Consider the following 19,424-nt stretch of genomic DNA (forward strand, 5'->3'; position numbering starts at 1 on the left):
GTTTCACTTTAATTTTTATTATGTGGCATTTTTTATGCTCATGTTTTTCCTGTTTCTATTGCTTACTGAAATGGGGAAATTCCATGAGACTAATGACGTATGTCGGGATGCTAATATGCAGTACGACAGTTATGTTATCAGTGGCTGCACAGGCCACGATGCTGAAGTTGAATTTGATACCGAGTAGTGGTATTTTTCAAAATCCTGCTTTAACCCCTGATCCCGGTCCTCCTGCCGTCATTGCGACTGATCCCCTAGCGGAAGGTGGTACAGCGACAATGAGTTCATTGGTATGGGGGGAGCCATCAGATGAATCTGGCATTAATCCTGATTTGTTGCAAAGCTCATTGGTGTTAACAAGTTACCATGAAATCGCACTGAGTGCAGACGGGTCTCCTGAGAAAATATCCCAGTTAGTTCATAACAATAATGTACTTAATCCTGCTGCTGCAACATTGCTGTCAGCTCAAATTTTAGGTGCATTGGGGTTATCCAGTACTGATGGCCCAGTAACAGATGTGTTTGTTAACCACAACACTTTAGGCCTGATTCCATTAGCCGATTTAACATTAGCACTGCTTGCCAGCCCTGATGTAGCCGATGATTTGGTTCCAGTTGGAGAAGAAAGTACTACGTTAATCAGCCTTTTTAATCTGGCATATAATGAAACATTGAATGATTCCGTTTTTTGTATTTTTGGTAACCCAAGAGGGTCTTTTTGTGATGACTTTTTTTTACTCTCAACGGAAGGCGGGTTTCCTGCATTTATTGAGTTATTGATTGATGGGTTACCTCATGAGTTACTGATTTATTCATCATTTGATGAAACAGGTGCTTCAGCTGAACCTGGACCAAGTTATTTTACCGGGGAAAATGCCAGTACAACGTTATATACCTTTGTTCGATTAAATCCCTTATCTGTTCCAGAACCCAGTGGAGTGTTATTGATTGGGTTTTTATTAGTGCTGTTAGCGAGCTACAGACTGTCACGTTATATTCGTAAGCGTTAACAATCTTGTATAGTAATTCTTATGTTTTGCAATTCTCATGCTACCAGTTCAATTTGCAACTGAGCTGCCATTAAGCCCTCCAGGCCACAAGGACGTGTTTTTTTCTAGTGTCCAAATCAATATAAAAAGTAAGTGATTTGCTGTGCTGTATCCTTTATACTACCGAAATGATAATGAATAGCATTTAATTGATTCGTATCAATATGGCTATTTAAAGCTTTGTTAGAGTGACAACATCATAAGTTCTATTTCTGCTCTCGTTTGAGCAGATTTTTTGGGCCTTTTGATGCGTGTGATTCTCATTGGCTCTTTGATTCTTATTTATCAATTGCGTGTAGTATTTTCAGTATTAGTAAAGAGTTCAGCACAGCATGGACACAGCAACCCTTCAAGACCTTTCTGTAGGACAGCGTGCTACAGTATTGGCGATCAGCAATGACAATCCTGCTTACCGACGACAGCTATTAGCCATGGGGTTGATTCCAGGTACTTCGTTAACTCTCGTTCGTGTGGCCCCGCTGGGAGACCCCATGGAGCTGGAAGTACGTGGCTTTAAATTGAGCTTACGTCGGGCAGAGGCAAAGGCTGTTAAAGTAGAGGTGAATTCATGACCACAGCTGATTGTTCGCAAGCTAAGGCGACAGTATGTGTCGTTGGTAACCCAAACTGTGGTAAAACCTCACTATTTAATGCGCTGACCGGAGCAAGACAAAAGGTAGGCAACTGGGCCGGTGTGACTGTTGAAAAGAAAACTGGACAGTATAAATTTAATCACCAATCAATAGAATTGGTTGACTTACCTGGGACATATTCTCTGGATGTTATTGATGAAACTGTGTCTTTGGATGAAAAGATCGCCCGGGACTATGTAATATCTAACGAAGCTGACCTGATTGTAAATATTATTGATGCGGCTAATTTTCAACGTAATTTATATTTAACATTGCAACTGCTGGAAATGGGGAAACCCATGCTAGTGGTGTTAAATATGATGGATATGCTTAGCCGGGATGGTAAACAGATTGATTGTGCCAAACTGGCTGAGCTGTTGGGTTGTCCTGTAATTCCTGTGGTTGCCAGTCGGAAAAAAGGTATAACAGAGCTGAAACAGGCTGTTAATGAATACCTTACTCGTCCCAAATCTTTTTCTACGACATTTTCATTTTGTCAGCCCATTGAACAAGCAATTGAGGCGCTTGAACCAAAGCTGGCTGAAGTATCATCAGAAGTATCCCCATCTATTTCTCGTCGCTGGCTGGCACTAAAATTATTAGAAGGGGAGTTAGCGTTACCCGTTCGTCTAGATAATACAACACATGACTTGCTCCTGCGTCATCGGGCAGAAATAACAAAGACCTTACAAGAAGACCTGGATATTTTAATTGCCAATGATCGTTACCAGCATATTGCCAAACTAGCAGAACAAACGATTACCACAACACGGCCAGCCTCAGCGCGTGTATCTGAATTTATCGATCGGGCGGTTTTAAATCGCTGGCTAGGGTTTCCCATCTTTTTGCTGGTCATGTATGTCATGTTTATGTTCACCATCAACATTGGCAGTGCGTTTATTGACTTATTTGATATTTTGGCGGGTACGCTCTTCGTTGATGGAACAGGTTATCTTCTGTCATCTGTCAGTGCACCAGACTGGTTAAATACGCTGTTGGCCCAGGGGGTTGGTGGTGGTATTCAAACTGTCGCGACGTTCATACCTGTCATTGGTTGTTTGTTTTTATTTTTATCCCTACTGGAAGACTCTGGTTACATGGCGCGGGCAGCCTTTGTCATGGACCGGTTGATGCGTTATCTGGGATTACCAGGTAAGTCATTTGTACCCATGCTGATTGGCTTTGGTTGTAATGTGCCATCGGTAATGGCCGCACGAACGTTGGAAAACGAACGGGATCGCTTTTTAACCATTATCATGGCGCCTTTTATGTCCTGTGGTGCCAGACTACCAGTCTATGCATTGTTTGCTGTTGCGTTTTTTCCTGATAATGGTCAGAACATTGTTTTTGCTTTATACCTCATTGGTATTATAACGGCCGTTGCGACTGGACTGTTGATGAAAAGAACACTGCTACCGGGTGAGAGTGTTCACTTTATCATGGAGTTGCCTGATTACCACATGCCTTCGTTTACCTCTGTATGTATTCGAACCTGGGACCGCCTACGTTCTTTTATTACCAAAGCCGGTAAAATGATTGTGATGGTGGTAATGGTGCTCAGTATGTTGAACTCACTTGGCACAGATGGCACTTTTGGTAATGAAAACACTGAACGTTCTTTACTGAGTCAAATTGGGCAACAAATAACGCCTTTATTTAAACCAATTGGTCTTACCGAAGAAAACTGGCCTGCAACTGTCGGTATTTTTACCGGGATCTTTGCTAAAGAAGCTGTCGTGGGTACGTTAGACGCCATGTATACCCAAATGGGTTCAAATGAAGCTGGTGAAGAAGGCGCCGAATACGATCTGGTAGCAGGTATTCAAAAAGCTTTTGCTACGGTTCCTGCAAACTTGTCTGATGCACTAGGTACTTGGTTGGACCCACTCGGTTTAAACATTGGTGATACCCATGATAAAACGGCTGCTGCAGAAGAACAGGAAGTCAGCACATCGACCTATTCCGTAATGCAGTCATTATTTGGTAGCTCAACAGCCGCATTTGCATATTTGTTATTTATTCTGCTTTACACACCCTGTGTTGCAGCCATAGGCGCAATTTATCGAGAAACCAGTGGACGCTGGTCACTATTTGTGAGCTTGTGGACACTCTTGATGGCTTACACTGTTGCAGGTGTTTACTATCAAATGAGTACCTTTGCTAGCCATCCAGTAACCTCATTAATGTGGTCTGTAAGCCTAGTCATTGCATTTCTGGTCACTTTATTTGGCATGCGTTATTACGCTCAGAACCAGAAAGAAGTATCAAGCTATCAAGCGGAATCAGTAGTGGATTAAACCATGTTACTTGGGATTAAGCAGTGTTACTTGATTTAAGAAACTACATTAAACAGCGTGGAACAGTCTCTTTGCTGGAGTTAAGTCAGCATTTTTCGACACCTGCTGATGCCTTACGTGGAATGCTAGAACACTGGTTACGAAAGGGCATTATTCAGAGAACAGGCAATGCAGGATGTCAGCAAGGCTGTTGTGGTTGTGACCCTGCCCAAGTGGAAATCTACCACTGGCAAGGAAAAGACACGAATAAAATAGCCTGCTGTCATATCGAATGATGTTTTAAATCTGGCACTTATCTATATAAGGGGCATAGGCCCATAAAGAGATAAGTGCCAGAGTTCAATCTTCCTTTTAATTTATACCTTCTTTAGTGGGTATATTTTCAACATACTGCTTTATTATCTAGCTAATTGGTCATTGATTGTGTGGTATAGCTTATCTATCCAACGGTTGTAATTTCGGTGAATTTTACCATTTGCATACTTAAGGTTACGGCTATCCATGTAGCGAATATTGACAGAACGTCTATTGTAAGTAATGCGAACTTTTGCATAGTGGCCTCTAACATCAATACTTGCGATGATACTTCCATCGCGTTGTATAGATGGATTCCAACCTCGAGTTTGACACGCACGAATGATAGCGCTTCTTACTTTGTGTAATTGATAAGGGTAACCTTGCATGGTGGTAGGTAGCGCACCACCTTCAATATTGTGAACACGTGCAGATGTACAAGAAATCAGAAAAATAACAGAGATAATGGTTAAACATGTCTTTAAGGTTTTCATTACTTCTCCTTTTTTACTTCATTACATACTTCGCTAAAATCAGCATGCCTGTTAGTGCTGGTGATCACTGATTCTAATAGTGAGTTTAAAAAAAAATGACAAAGATTGTTGGTGCGCCTATTTAATAATTGATATTGGTCACGAATATCCACTGCAGAAATAATTTAAAGAAAAACGCGGAAACACTGCTAAAACATATGTTGTGGTTATAAGTCATGTAGTATGGTTTTGGTGAAGTTAAGTAAAGAAGTTAAGACGACTAAAAAATACTGTGATAAATGTCTTTTATTTGCTTGTACGATGAACGCTGCTGTGGGTGTAATATGGGATGTAACTCTTTTTTCTGACTTATTAGTGGGCATAGCATGGCTTTATGCGGTAGCAGAATGAAATATGGTGTATTGTTTTGTATTTTATTGTTAATAAGTGCATGTTCATCGAAGCCATATGTGGTTGATCCTAAACAGACCACTCATCAACATGAGGAAAGAATAAACGTTACTCAGTCATCATCAGACAGGCCTTATGTCATTTATTTAGTGAGTAATAGTTGGCATACAGGGTTTGTAGTTTCTGCCAAATCACTTCAGTCGAAAATTCCCGCGTTATATGAACGCTTTGGAGACGCTCCTTATTTAGAAATTGGTTGGGGAGATAAAGGGTTTTACCAAGCTAAAGAAATTACAACAGGTATTACCTTAAAAGCTATATTTTGGCCTTCTGGCTCAGTTGTTCATGTTGTTGCGGTACCTGATGATATAAAGGGTTATTTTTCAGGTAGTGAAATTGAAAAAGTTTGCTTAAATGAACAAGGGTATCAGTCGCTAATTCAGTTTATGAGTAATAGTTTTGCACGAACCGAGCAGAATGATGTGATCTCACTTACACATGGTATTTATGGAAACAGCCAGTTTTACGAAGGGGTTGGTGATTATTATATGATGAATACTTGTAATAAATGGACGGCTAAAGGACTTAAAAGTGCTGGTTTTGATATTTTTCTAACATTCAAACTAACAGCTGATAGTGTGATGAATACGGTTAAAGATTATAACAACTTGTCAAAGTCAGAGCACAACGAGCGTAATGTTGGTTTAGATGTGAATACTATTGAGTCAATAGGCACATGCAGTTCACCATAGTCTTCATTACACTTAGGGGATAACAAGGTATAAATCACTTGAAAAAAGAATATACTTAGAAATGGATAGGTTTTAATAAGTGTGACTGGTGTAATCCTATGGAGCGTACAATACTCGTCGTAGATGATGATCCTCATATTCGACAGGTGATTCTTTTTGCGTTAAAGAAAGCGGGCATGCAGCCAATTGAAGCGGCTGATGGTCAGATGGCCCTTGATGTATTTAAGCAAACGGAGCCAGATCTGATTATTCTGGATATTAATATGCCTGAGTATGATGGGTTGGAGGTCTGTAAGGCTATTCGTAAGGTATCAGAAGTGCCCATTTTGTTTTTATCTTCACGAGATGATGAAGTTGATCGGGTGGTTGGCTTGGAAATTGGTGGAGATGATTATGTGACCAAGCCTTTCAGTCCAAGAGAGCTAGTGGCAAGGGTAAATGTCATTCTAAAGCGAGTACACTCTGTTGAGGTGAAACATGCAATACAAGAGCGTGTGAACGATGATCAAGCTCAAACTGAGGATACACTAACTGTTGGTAAGCTTAGTTTGAATGTGGAAAAGCATCTCGTGTTTTGGAATGAGTCTCAGGTGAAATTGACTGCAACAGAATTTGCTATTATGCACACACTGATACGCTATCCAGAGAAGGTGTTTGACCGCGACAATATTATGAATCAGGCTTATTCAAATAATATCCATGTGAGTGGTCGGACCATCGACAGTCATATCAGGCATATAAGACATAAGTTCCAGCAGGAAGGGTGTGCCATGATTATTGAAACTGTTCATAGTGTTGGGTATAAACTGGGTTCATGCAATTAGGTTATTGGCGTTATAAAGCGATACTACGTCTACGTACGGTTTTTTTTATTGTTGGCTTAGTTATTTTATGCCTGCCATTAGGAAGTATTGTTTTTTTTCGCATTTATGAAAATGAGCTCGTTCATCAAACAGAATTATCATTAATCTCGCAAGCGGCCGTATTATCTGCTGCCTACAAAGCAAAAGTAAGTAATATTATTGGCTCCAGTCCGGACTATGGAAAAGCGTTATCACTGCCACAAAAGCCACTCGTTGATCATTATTATAATCCTATTCGTCCACAGCTTGATTTGGCTTCACACGATGTGTTACCACGTCGACCGGATGGTATAAAGCCTAACCAGGTTCCTGATGCTGTGGCAACAGAAGCTGGTATATGGATGCTACCAGTGTTGTTGGAAAGTCAAAAAAATACCTTGGCTGGTATGAAAATATTGGACTTTAAAGGAACCGTTATTACTGGCCGAAAGGAAGTGGGGCTATCTTTTGCTCATTTACCTGAAGTACAAGCAGCGCTGCAAGGAAAATACAGTACGGTTATACGACAACGAATTTCTGATGAGGCTCCACCTGCACTGGTTTCAATAAGTCGTGGAGCAGGTATAAGAATATTTGTGGCTTTACCTATTATTCAAAATGAGCATTTATGGGGGGTGGTTTATTTATCAAGAACACCTAAAAATATACTTAAACACCTTTATGCTGAAAAAGACAAAGTGGCTGTTGCGGGCGCAACCATTTTAGGATTAGCGCTCATCATTACCTTATTTACGTCCTATACCGTCACGCAACCCATTTATCGGTTAATAAATAATGTGGAAAAGGTATCCACAGGGCAAGACCAGGTGATGGCACCATTAGCGTTTCCTGTCACTCATGAAATCGCGTTATTGGCAGATAGTTTTAATAAGATGGCAACGTCATTACACGAACGTTCTGCTTATATTCGTGAGTTTGCTGCACATGTTTCTCATGAGTTAAAAACACCGCTTACCAGTATTCAGGGTGCAGTAGAGTTGATTATTGATCATATGGATGAGATGGATCAGCAAACACGTTCTCAATTTTTAGCCAATATTTTGCAAGACACAAACCGGCTTAAACAGCTTGTATCAAGGTTACTTGATTTAGCCAGGGCTGATAATGTAACGATTACTCATGAAGCAACATTGTTGCAACCAGTACTTGATAAGTTGGCTGACAGGTATCAACAAGAAGGAATACAGGTTGTTGTACCTACAGCGGATACTTTAGGTATCAAGATTGTGAAGGAAAATTTGGAAACGATTTTTTTGATTGAAAATGCTCGACAGCATGATGCCACTCGGGTTGTGATCAATATAAAAGAGCAACTCAATATGATAACAATCACCGTCACTGACAATGGGGCTGGCATCTCTCCTGGAAACCAAGATAAGATTTTTACACCGTTTTTTACCACCAGAAGAGAGCATAATGGTACAGGATTAGGGTTGAGTATCGTAAAGTCACTTATTGAAGCCTATGGTGGTACGATTTGTATAAAGCCCTGCTCGCAAGGAGCCTGTTTTGAATTAGCGGTAAAAAAAGCATCTTCTGCACAGAATCTGCACACCCTTTCCTGAAAACTTCCATCGTTTCCTGGCGGCTTATGCACATGAGTCCTGTATAACACTACCTATAAAATGAGTATGGGTAGCGTAAAACATGAGTATTGAGCATAGCCACGGCGTTAGTATAACGCTATCCAAGGATCAGCTTGTATCCAAACCATTGTTTGTTAACTACTGCTACAGCATTATTTTAATCTCTTTAGTAATAACATTGTTTAGTAACACATTCGTTTGGATAGGCAAACAATTATTATCGGCACACAATGTATTTCATATTATTATCAGCCTTATTTTATGTTTTGTCGTTGTTAAATCAGTTATAGACAACAAGATTAAACTAAATAGCCTATTTTGTTTTAGGAAGTACCCTTTATTTGTTCTATCCGTTGGTTGTTTAGGCTATTTGCTTAATGAGCACTTTATCAGTGTCAATATTTTTTCAGCGGTATGGGTGATGATCGCAGCCTATGGATTATTAGGTTTTTATATTAAGCCTGCTATATGGACCAAAGTGTTATTACCGCTTGTATTATTGATTTTATTACTACCGTTTGAAGGTTATTTGGATGTTTATTTAGGTTTTCCGCTACGTTTATTATCTGTCGAATGGGTGGAAAGCTTGCTATCAGGGCTAGGTATTGACGTTGCTGCTGATAAAGCTGTTATTATGGTAGAAAATAAATATTCACTTGTGGATCTAAGTTGCAGTGGCCTGAAAGGTTTGTGGGCGGGCATCATTTTTTATGTATTATTAACCTGGATAGACAATAAAGCCATAACCTGGCGTTGGTTTATCTTGTTAGTGATTTTTTTATTCATTATACTCTTATTTAACACACTACGAATATTATGCTTGGTTGTTTTAGATTCAGTACTAAATAAACCGATTATTGCTACTCAAGTTCATACTTTGTTAGGTGTTTTAGGGTTTGTCTTATCATGTACTATTATTTGGTACTTAATACGTTTTCTAAAAGCAAAAATTATAGATAATAATAAACCACAACTGGGTATTTTTAGTGGTGTCCAACATTCAGTGCCGACAGTAGAAAATGATTCAGTTTTTAAACAAAATCATTCAATCGGTATGCTATCCGTTATCAGCATTGTTCTAGCCTGTATACTATGTTATCAGCCGTTTCCAAAACAGCATATACAGAACAGTATAAAAACGCTGCAGTTACCAGCGACTTTTGCTGGTTATGAAATACCATTAAGTAAACAGGAAAAGGAATTTTTTAAAAGGAATGCTGCAGAAGCTATTAAGTATCAATTGCACTGGAATGGACATAAGGGCAGCTTGGTTTTCATCCGTAGCCGTTACTGGAAAGCTCAGCATGATCCTCGGAACTGTTATAGTGCTCAAGGTATTACTGTTGACGATGAGAAAACTTTAGTATTCTCAAATAGTAATAAGCATAAGCTGACCATAAAATACTTAAGCTTAAATCAAGGTAAACAAACAGGCTTTTATTGGTTTCAATCTAGAGACCAGCAAACTGCAGACTTCTCGGCCAGATTATTTTCAGGGTGGCACAAGCCCAATGAACCCTGGATTATGGTTTCAGTTGCCTGGCATGACCCACTATCAATTCAATCAATAGAGCAAGTTACCCAACAGCTTTATTGGCATATCAATACACAACTTAAAAATGACTGGTGAAGGGTATACCACTAATCTGGAGTAAACCCAATGAAATGTAAATCTACCTTGAAAAAGTGGCCTATATGGTTTAACTATGGATTATTTTGGTCTTGGAACATAATTTTTACTTTTGTGGCGGTTTTTGTCGTCATTCCCTATATCACCTTACCCTTAACCAGTGATGCAATCGATGGGATTGGTCTATGGAGTCAGGCTGTTTATAGCTTAATTTTGGTTATTGTACCCTTTTTCTCTATGGGGTGGGCAGGGCTTAAATTAAAAAAACAACCAAAAATGCTGATGAAGTTATTTTACGGTATTGAAATGCCAGTCATGTTTTTGATAGTAATGAGAATACTATTGCTACGAGATATGAACCCTGGTCTGGCTCATTTATTAATAAACTTTACCATAGCATTACTCGTCTACTTTTTAATGACGTTCTTACTTTTTAAAAATGGTAGAAAAAGTCATAACCTGTTCTTTAGTATTTCAACATTGGTATTGGCAAGTGTAATGCTGATGTTTGGGCTTTACTTGATGATGTTAATGGCTCCATTATTGCTACCAGCAGTATATATGCTTTTTAAAATGCTATTTGCAGGTATTGTTGTGCTCTTTAAAGTACTGCTAAATCCCATTGTTATTTTACTTATGATTTTATTTGCCTATACCTTTGGTGTATTTATCAGTTTGCCTGTTGTTGCTGCAAAGTTATATTACTCATGTTTCCTAAAATACTGGCGTTTACTGTCAACAGAGGGAGTGTTAAATAAGCGATATGCTGTGACTGTCGTGGTCCTGACTGTTTGTTTAAATAGCTTATTATTTATTTATCTCAATCAACAACCACAGCAGGCGATATTTCAACAATTAGCTGTTTTAGCTAATGGCTCATCGTTATCACTCAAGCAAAAGCAAGTGTTGTTAGAAAATCAGGACATTATTCGTAATGGTTTGGTGAATGCCTATCTTGGTGCGTATCGTTATGTTTCAACATCTGCTAATAGCAATATTGTGATTGGGGCATATGATGAAGCATTTTTAACTGGAGATACTGACCTTGCCGATTATTCTCAGCGCTGGTTCAACCTACTGGCCTTGCCATTTTTATATGATGGTAATAATTTCAGGGAAGACAAGCAAAAAGCAGAAGACTTTTATCAACTGTTTTTTGATTCACCAATTGAGAAGCGAGAACAGGATGCTATATTAACAGCGATTCAAAATACATGGGAACGAGAGCAAATGGCTGCGGGACTCATCAACCGTTTGAATCGGCATGTTCGTTTAATCTCACAGGCTATTCATATCAAGCCAAGTGGAGATATTGCTGAAATAAATATAAGACAACGTTTTGAAAACCAAACATCAAATAATCATGAAATTGTTATGCATTTTGCTTTACCGGATGATGCGGTACTAACTGGGCTCTGGCTCAGTGATGATGAAAACAATCCTAGAAAGTATCCTGCTGTTGTGGCTCCACGTGGTGCAGCACAACAAGTTTATAATGATGAGGTTAAACGTAGAATAGACCCATCTATATTAGAACAAGTAGGTCCTCGTCAATATCGATTACGTGCATTTCCTGTCATGGCACGAAGATGCAGGTTAGAGGCGATATTTCTACTGGCGAGTGAGCATTGTCAATCACCACCTCTATTTATAGAAATTAGTTATACGACACCTGTGAACGAGCAGGGTAAATGGCCATTACCCCAACTTTTAGAAAGACGTAACGTGTATTGGGATGATCATTTGCAGGTCACGGTTAATGAGCAGTCGATTGATTCTGGTCATCATTGGTTACCTGAAACCGTTGTATTAAATAATGTTGAAACTGAAAAACAAGTGCATGTTACGGTAATTGATGATACCTACCTGTTAGCAGAACCCATCGTAAATGAATTTAACGTGGAGATTGAACAACTAAATCACCTTAATATGGGTATACTGATTGATAGTTCCAAGAGTATGCAGCACCAGCAGGATGCAATCACAAAAGCTTCTACATGGTTACAGGCAAAAGGTATCCAACATACGTTTTATCAATGTCATGATAGATGTAAAGCGTTCAAAGCCAATAAGGCATCGCTTAATTTTTTCGGTAATATACAGCCTTTACAACAACTTGCTCAGTGGCAAAAAGAAGTTAACCTAAACCAATATAATGCGTTGCTTATGCTTACCGATGAAGGTAGCTATGAATTGGAAGCATCTGTAAACACAGAGCAGTTCATTGATATTCCTCTTTGGTTAGTACATTTAAATGGCAAGTTGCCTTATGCCTACCATGATGACATGTTGGCACTGTTGAGACAAAAACAGGGAGGGGTTTCTGCCACACTTAAAGAAGCCATATACAAGCTACTACTAACACAGAATACGTCTTCAGAACGTTATCCAACGGATAATAAACGTCTTATATTGGTAACGGATCATTATAAATGGTATATCCTCCCGCAAAAGGGTAGCTTTCAAGTGAGTGAAAAGGATCCTTTTACACGAATCGCTAGTCGTCAATGGTTAAATTACCTATCTCAGATTGACGATATCTCAAAGCCTGAAATTTTGGATAAATTGCATAGTATTGCTGTTGAGCATCACATTGTAACGGATTACTCATCCATGTTGGCTCTTGTCAATGAACGACAAAAACGTCTGTTAAAAGAAGCTGAAGGTAAAGAAGATCGTTTTGATCGAGAAGTCGAAACAGGACAAGAAGATATTACTTCACCTATGGATATGTTTTCAGTACAAACTGTCCCTGAACCTGAGGAGTGGCTATTAATAGGGCTTGTGATAGGTATGTTATGTGTGGTTTATTATCGGCGCAAACGGTGTAATGAGTATACAATAATAGGAGTATGAGTTGTGTTAGTTGAGCTGGCGATTGGCGATGCATATGGGGCAGGAGGAATTTATTCCAAGGGGCAGAGCAATCGCATATAACTTTACCTATATATATTGTTTAACGTCTGGATAATGCCCGTCGAACACGCCGTAAATCCTTCCCTGGAGGCTTAGTTGCCGCATCCTTGCGGCAAACAGTTCGATGTGCATTATCCAGCCTTTGTTTACCATAGGCACAATCTATATTCATCACGAATTATTTTTATATGCAATTGCCTTAGTATTCATTCTACCGTAGTATCTGTATTGTTGGCTTATTATTGATTGAGCAATAGTATAAATTTACTCAAAAAATTACTGTTGATATAGGTTATGTAAGAACTGGCCGAGACTGGAAAGATAATAGCTATGTGATAGCTTTAATTTATACTCTTTGCGAAAGAACATTATGGGTTTTCAATGCTATATGTGAGTACAGGTTACATATTTGCTGATATGTAGTTACAAACCCCTGGTGTGCTTTTCGTAGTGAGTGTGTGAATAAGCTATTTTTTTATTGAACAGGTTAAACTTAGGCCAGTGTATGAAACACCTTTTTTTAGTACTTATTATCATACATAGCTTTAGCGTAAATGCAGCTGATTTGAACTTTGTTACGTTAGAGTTTCCTCCTATCGCTTACACAAATAATAACAAAGAGGCAACAGGTTTTGCTGTCGAGGCAGTAAAACGTATCTCAGATAAACTAGGTTATAACGCAAATGTTAAGGTGTTACCTTGGACAAGAGGATTAAATATGGTTAAGGATGGTGAAGCTGACGCCATTTTTACGATATATAAGAATAAAGAACGAGAGGAATTTATAGATTTTACTCAAGAAGTCTTTGTTCCACAAACGTTAAGTTTTTATATAAATGCTAACTCATCAATTGACCCAGGTAAAGCCATAGAGTTAGATTTACTTAAAAAATATAAGATAGGTGTTGTTTCGACCATAAGCTATGGGAAGAAGTTTGACACTATTAAGTCTGATTTAAATTTGAGTTCAGCGACCAATCTTTTATCGAATTTTAAAAAACTAATGGCAGAAAGAGTCGATATTGTTCCGTCGAATACTTATGTAGGCGATTATACACTTTCGCAAAATAAATCAGCCCTTAAGGGTAAAGTAGTAAAAATGGTCATGCCATTTGATAATGTGCCAAGCTATATTGGTTTTTCTAAGAAAAAGAATATTAGTAACATAAGAGATCAGTTTGATCAAGAACTGCGAAAAATGAATAGTGATGACTGGGTAAAAAAATCAATGATAAACTATCAATAAAAACTAAATTGTTTAGTAATGCTAAAAATAATAAGGCAATACTTATTTTTACTATGTTGTCTCTTTGTCAATGGATTAACTGCTCGTGAAGAACTTGAAATAGTTACATTGCAATATCCTCCCTATGAGTATAATGATGAAGGTGCAGTTAAAGGCATTGCTGTTGAAATTGTTAAAGAAGCATTCAGAAGAATAAAATATCCAATTAGAATAGAAATTCACCCTTGGGCGAGAGCAATAAAAAAAATAAAGATGGGAGATGCTGATGCTATTTTTACTGCGTTTAAAACGCCAGACCGGGAATTATTTGCAGACTATTCTAATGAAGTGTTATTAAATCAAGTTGTTTCTTTATATACACTTAAAAAGTCACCTATTCAGTTTGACGGAGACTTAACCAAGCTGGCTCGATATCGATTTGGCATTATAAGAAAAGTAAGTTATGGTGAAGCTTTTGATAGTGCTTTGGATAAAGGGATCATAAGTTTTACTATGATTTCCAACTCTGGTGAAAGCAATTTTCAAATGCTCATAGTTGGAAGAGTTGATATTGTGGTCAGTAATCGATATGGCGCAAGGTATATTTTAACTGATTTGGGGAGTCTAAACGAAGTTAAAGAACTCCACCCACCACTTCAAAGCATTCCAAGCTATATTGCTTTTTCAAAAAAAAGAAAACTAACTCGTGTGCGAGATCGATTTGATAAGGCACTGCAGGAAATGAAAGAGGAAGGAATCTATGAAGAAATTATTGATAATTTTAAAATGTGATATTTCAAGTCTTGAAAAGTATAGTTATTGAGTAAAAGTCAAAAATTAATGTTGCTGAAATGTATACAACATCACTAGGTTTTTATTGTTTGATCAGCTTGTATTAGGTGATCCTTTAGTATGTTTTGCTAAAGGATAAACCTTGGATTTAAAAATAAAAAATTTTAATAATCTAAAGTGTTGCATTTAAGGTTATGGCTGAGTATTTGTTAATATTTCGACAAGTTTTTTCAATGCTTGATAGTTAAATATAAAGAACATAAGTTTTGTTTTATTACAAATAGATACATGTTTACTTAAAATATATAAAATAGTAAATATATATAATCTTTTACTTTGATATGAATCATATTATACTGATAAAAGAAACACGTTAATATACAGCTTATGTTGTATATATATTAACCAAAATGTTATTGTGTGAATGTCGTTAATATAAATATTTTTGTCATAAAGGCAAAGGATGGTTGGTCTGGCTAATATATAACAATTGAAACTTATCTATTAATTGGTCAGCTGTATTAAGATAAGTTTTATACTATTGATGGGAAAGTACCTTATAAAATACGAAAGTCTTATTTAAAGGCTGAGCGTTATCTTGTTTATAGGTAAGGTTTTTGATTAGAAATAATTAATTATATTTGCATTGCCTTAAATAGTACTAAAGAAAATTTCTGTCTAAACAAAGATTTATTTCTGTTGTATGCCGTTTGTTACTATAAAAGTGGCTTGTAAGGTGTATAATATAAGATGAGTTAATATGGATAATATAATAACAAATGCGTTTAACTATTCAGATTTTCTAAGTGGTACTGTTGACCCGAGAACAGGAAGGTATAACTTTCAAATATCACTTGGGAAAATAATTGGCGGGCTATTAGAAGGTCCAGAGATCGAGTTTAGTATAAAATACTCTTTTCTTTCTAATGAGAATTTTGGGTTTGGTAAGGGCTGGTTTTCTAATCTAAGCCGGTATAGCCACAGATTGAAGACTTTGTTTTTAGGTCAAGGCAAAAGTTTTTATATTGAAAACTACCAAGTAAATAAAGAGCTTGATATTAGATATGCTAACTTAAATGAATTTAAATGTTATGTTTCTGATGATAATCGAATAATTATTAGCTATAAGTCAGGTATTAAAGAATATTTGAATTGCTATGGTTTTTTAGAAAAAATAGAACAGTTTGATGGGCGAGCCTTGGCAATAGAGTACTATCAACCAATTGATAAAGGTAGAATAAAGTCAATTTCTGATGATATGGGCCAGTCGATATCTTTTATATATAAAGCTGGTGAAGTTTTAATAAAGAAAAATGGGGTAGAGCTGTTGTCACTTCGTATTAGTGATGAACAGCTAAAAAGTGTTACATTAGTTGATAACGCGAAGTTTATATTTCAGTACAGAGAAATAAACACATTTAAAGTGTTAAAGAGTATTATTCATCCTTCTGGTGCGACAGAGTCATTAACTTATGACTCTGAAGGATTAAGGACGCCAGAGGGATGTCCTGTGAGCACAATTCCTGCAGTAATTAACCATCGGATCTATGGGCGCGATATAGAAGAACAAAATAAGCGATATGAATATAGTCGACAAAACTATTTGGGTTTTGCTGCTGGTGCAAAGTATGTTGAAGGAAGAGATAACTTATATGAACGTTCTCAAGACTATTTATATTCGTCTAATGAGTATATAGGGGATAAAAAAATTGCTAGAACCTATAATAGGTTTCATTTATTAATTCAAGAAAAAGTTATTGACTGCCGTAAAAATTTTACCATTACAACGCGCGAAATAACTTATGTTGCTGATCCACAACTTCCTTTCATAGAACAACCAGCTACATATTCATTGCCTGTAAATGATAGTACAACATACTACAACCAGGATGGTGATTGCTCCTCAGAAAATTATACTTATGAATATGATGACTACGGAAATATTATTAAGTCAACTGACCCAATTGGAAGAACGGAGTGTATTCATTATTACTTAGCTGCAGGCGAATTGGGATGTCCTCCATCACCAACAAGTGTGCCAATATTTATTAAAGAAAAAATATTATATCCATCAAGTAAATATTCAAATGAATCTATACATGTAATAAAACATCTCTATATCTATAAAGCATACCAACGTTATTCAAGAGATTCTTCATATCCTTTACTTGATACTGAAGTGGTTCAAACAATTGATAATAAGGCTGTTTTGAAAAGAAAAACAGATTATTATAATACTGATGAGCTTACTGGAATATATGGTAAAATAAGATCTGAAACCGTACAGGTTGGCTCACGTATCACAAAGGATGATTATAGATATACAGTTAGAGATAATGAGCTTGTTATTTCATTTATATGTTCTGTAAATGGTGAGGAAAAGTATCAGGAGTCAACGACATTTAACCTTTCAAATGGTAAAAAAGTAGAGACTACAGACAGGAATGGTATAGTCTCACAGTTTGTGCATGATAGTCTAATGCGTACAACTGTTGAACGAACTTATGTTGGTTCGCCATATCAATCTGAGGTTACTTACGAGTATGTTTTTGGTACTGATGAACAATATATCAAAAAAACAGATCATGTAGGAAGGATAGAGAAATATTATATTGATAGTCTAGGGCGCGTTATTTTTGTCTATAAAGATGATAGTGGTCAAGGGCTTAAAAAATATCAAAGTATGACATATGATTCTTTGGGATGTTTATCGTCTTTAACTGAATATGAGACTGATCTAAACCAAGAGGAATACTCATATTCAACTCAATTTGAATATGATATTTTGGGGCATCAGTGTAAAAAAACGCTACCTTCAGGTATGAGTTATATTACGCATTACGATAAAGCCAATAGAACAAAAACAACATATTTACGGTCAGTGAATGGAAAAGAAATTGAAATTGAAAAATGTCAATTTGATGAAGCACAAAATGAAATAAAAAATGAGTCATTAAGTAAAGTAAGTCATCGTAAATATAATGGATTTGGTTTAGTCGTAGAAGAGAAAGGAACTTATAAAGATCCCGTAAGATATCAATATGATGAGGTTGGTCGAGTAACTAATGAAGTTATTGGTAATGAATTTTCAGTTTATAAGAATTATGATTCTGCATCACTAGAAGAATATGTAACAGAGTTAAAAGTTAATAATATAGTGATAGGTTCACGTGAATATGATCATTTAGGTAGAATCTTGGTTGAGTCTCGTTATGGCTTACCCGCCGTTCACTATAGTTATGAAGCTAACTGGCTTGAGCCTGTGTCTCTTAAATATATTAATGAAACAATAGAAAGAACGCTAGATACATCTCTTGGAAAAGTACTACATGAAGCTAGCCACTCAGGTGATATTTCCATAGAACGTCAGTATCTTCAGCCAGAAGGAGAGTTAAAGTCAGTTAAAAACAGTTATACTCAGAAAAATATGACGTATTATAAAAATGGATTATTAAAGAGTATACAACAAGATAATAGGTATTTAGAGTATGAATATTCAAGACAGGGCAATGTATTAAAAAGAACAGATTATTTTGGTAATACTGAATGTAGGTTATATAATGCATCAGGCCATCTATCAGAAATACATATTGGACAGCATAAAGGTTGCTTCTCTTATAATGAATATGATCTTCTTTCAGAAGAATTAATAGTGACTGCTGAGGGCGATCGAATTAATCACCAGCTGTATTATGATAGTTTATTACGGCTTGAAAAAAAGATTTCTCTGCTGAACAATGCCATAGTTTGTCAACAATCATTTGTATATGATGAATATAGTCAAATAGTTGGTAAAAGCATTATCAATGAAAATGGTGAGAAAACGTATGAGTTTTTCATTTATGATGCTTTGGGGAGATTAACCGAGTATAGTGTTGAAGGTGTCGATGCTCCGTGTTTTAGGGATAGTGCTGAAATCATACAAAAGCAAAACTATGTGTATAACGCGTTAGGTGATATTACGTTTACTACAACTGTATATTTTAAGGATGGTGTTTCATGTAAAGATATTCAAGAATTTAATTATCACGAACAATACTTGGGTCAGCTCACTTCAATACTTTATAACAGTAATAATGTCGTCGACATAGAGTATGATGTAAATGGAAATTTACTTCGAGATGATCAAGGCTTTCAGTATCAATATAATTCCTTAAATCAAGTGAGTGACGTTTTAAACCCATCAGGTCATAAGCTTGCAAGCTATCATTATGATGGATTTGGAAATCAAGTTGCTTGTATTGAACAGGATAGACCACCTCACTATCGTTATTTTGACCAACAAGACTTGATAAATGAAAAACAGGAAGGGTTTATTAGTTACTCGCTTAAAGGTCACTGTGGAATGTTATTTCGAGCTATTGATGGTGAAGGCGATCGTCAACGTATCGATCTTTTCGTAACAAATCATCAAGATAGCCCGATTTATTCAATTCAAAATAAAATAGTTAGAAAAAAATCTTACCAGCCATTCGGTAGTTTTTGTTAAATCTGCATTTTTGTA

14 protein-coding genes are annotated in these 19,424 nt (G+C 36.8%); 12 read left to right on the forward strand and 2 right to left on the reverse strand.

The genetic code is table 11. The features are described from left to right. The first annotated feature begins 83 nt into the window (after positions 1-83). From ACQ96U_RS19650 to ACQ96U_RS19665, 4 genes are all read left to right on the forward strand, one after another. On the forward strand, positions 84-1,010 hold the full coding sequence (locus tag ACQ96U_RS19650) for a hypothetical protein (protein ID WP_431722970.1): 927 nt from the start codon (positions 84-86) through the stop codon (positions 1,008-1,010). Between the two features lie 371 nt (positions 1,011-1,381). Next, entirely contained in the window at positions 1,382-1,621 is a 240-nt protein-coding gene (locus ACQ96U_RS19655) for a FeoA family protein (RefSeq protein ID WP_431722971.1), read from the forward strand. Then, positions 1,618-3,978, forward strand: coding sequence for a Fe(2+) transporter permease subunit FeoB (gene feoB, locus ACQ96U_RS19660; RefSeq protein ID WP_431722972.1), 2,361 nt, complete (start codon positions 1,618-1,620; stop codon positions 3,976-3,978). Before ACQ96U_RS19655 ends, feoB begins: the two co-directional genes overlap by 4 nt. A gap of 23 nt (positions 3,979-4,001) precedes the next feature. After that, the gene (locus tag ACQ96U_RS19665; protein ID WP_431722973.1) at positions 4,002-4,253 is read left to right on the forward strand and encodes a FeoC-like transcriptional regulator; all 252 of its coding nucleotides are present in this window, start codon (positions 4,002-4,004) and stop codon (positions 4,251-4,253) included. 123 nt (positions 4,254-4,376) lie between these two features. On the opposite strand, the gene ACQ96U_RS19670 is transcribed toward ACQ96U_RS19665, so the two are convergent. Further along, a complete protein-coding gene (locus tag ACQ96U_RS19670) occupies positions 4,377-4,766 on the reverse strand; it encodes a hypothetical protein (RefSeq protein WP_431722974.1) in 390 nt (129 codons plus the stop codon). A gap of 386 nt (positions 4,767-5,152) precedes the next feature. Between ACQ96U_RS19670 and ACQ96U_RS19675 the strand changes: the two genes are divergently transcribed. The 5 genes from ACQ96U_RS19675 to ACQ96U_RS19695 all read left to right on the forward strand — a co-directional run bounded on the left by ACQ96U_RS19675 (position 5,153) and on the right by ACQ96U_RS19695 (position 12,843). Continuing rightward, a complete protein-coding gene (locus ACQ96U_RS19675; RefSeq protein ID WP_431722975.1) occupies positions 5,153-5,908 on the forward strand; it encodes a TIGR02117 family protein in 756 nt (251 codons plus the stop codon). Between the two features lie 98 nt (positions 5,909-6,006). After that, positions 6,007-6,732: a response regulator gene (locus tag ACQ96U_RS19680; RefSeq protein WP_431722976.1), complete on the forward strand. Its 726-nt coding sequence runs from the start codon at positions 6,007-6,009 to the stop codon at positions 6,730-6,732. Further along, entirely contained in the window at positions 6,723-8,336 is a 1,614-nt protein-coding gene (locus ACQ96U_RS19685) for an ATP-binding protein (RefSeq protein ID WP_431722977.1), read from the forward strand. The genes ACQ96U_RS19680 and ACQ96U_RS19685 overlap by 10 nt, the downstream gene beginning before the upstream one ends. 82 nt (positions 8,337-8,418) lie before the next feature. Further along, the gene (gene xrtO, locus ACQ96U_RS19690) at positions 8,419-9,987 is read left to right on the forward strand and encodes an exosortase O (RefSeq protein WP_431722978.1); all 1,569 of its coding nucleotides are present in this window, start codon (positions 8,419-8,421) and stop codon (positions 9,985-9,987) included. Between the two features lie 30 nt (positions 9,988-10,017). Beyond that, positions 10,018-12,843 (forward strand): TIGR02921 family PEP-CTERM protein, encoded by a 2,826-nt coding sequence (locus ACQ96U_RS19695; RefSeq protein WP_431722979.1) that lies wholly within the window; start codon positions 10,018-10,020, stop codon positions 12,841-12,843. A 100-nt stretch (positions 12,844-12,943) separates the two neighbouring features. Here the strand turns inward: ACQ96U_RS19695 and ACQ96U_RS19700 are convergent, their stop codons facing one another. Next, a complete protein-coding gene (locus ACQ96U_RS19700; protein WP_431722980.1) occupies positions 12,944-13,075 on the reverse strand; it encodes a hypothetical protein in 132 nt (43 codons plus the stop codon). 333 nt (positions 13,076-13,408) lie between these two features. Between ACQ96U_RS19700 and ACQ96U_RS19705 the strand changes: the two genes are divergently transcribed. The 3 genes from ACQ96U_RS19705 (at position 13,409) to ACQ96U_RS19715 (ending at position 19,409) form a co-directional block, all read left to right on the forward strand. Then, on the forward strand, positions 13,409-14,149 hold the full coding sequence (locus ACQ96U_RS19705) for a substrate-binding periplasmic protein (RefSeq protein ID WP_431722981.1): 741 nt from the start codon (positions 13,409-13,411) through the stop codon (positions 14,147-14,149). 18 nt (positions 14,150-14,167) lie between these two features. Beyond that, positions 14,168-14,920 (forward strand): substrate-binding periplasmic protein, encoded by a 753-nt coding sequence (locus ACQ96U_RS19710; protein ID WP_431722982.1) that lies wholly within the window; start codon positions 14,168-14,170, stop codon positions 14,918-14,920. A gap of 760 nt (positions 14,921-15,680) precedes the next feature. Continuing rightward, complete coding sequence (locus ACQ96U_RS19715; RefSeq protein WP_431722983.1) at positions 15,681-19,409, forward strand: RHS repeat domain-containing protein; 3,729 nt, start codon at positions 15,681-15,683, stop codon at positions 19,407-19,409. The last annotated feature ends 15 nt before the right edge of the window (positions 19,410-19,424 follow it).

The organism is Zooshikella sp. RANM57, assembly GCF_050749885.1.
GTDB lineage: Bacteria > Pseudomonadota > Gammaproteobacteria > Pseudomonadales > Zooshikellaceae > Zooshikella.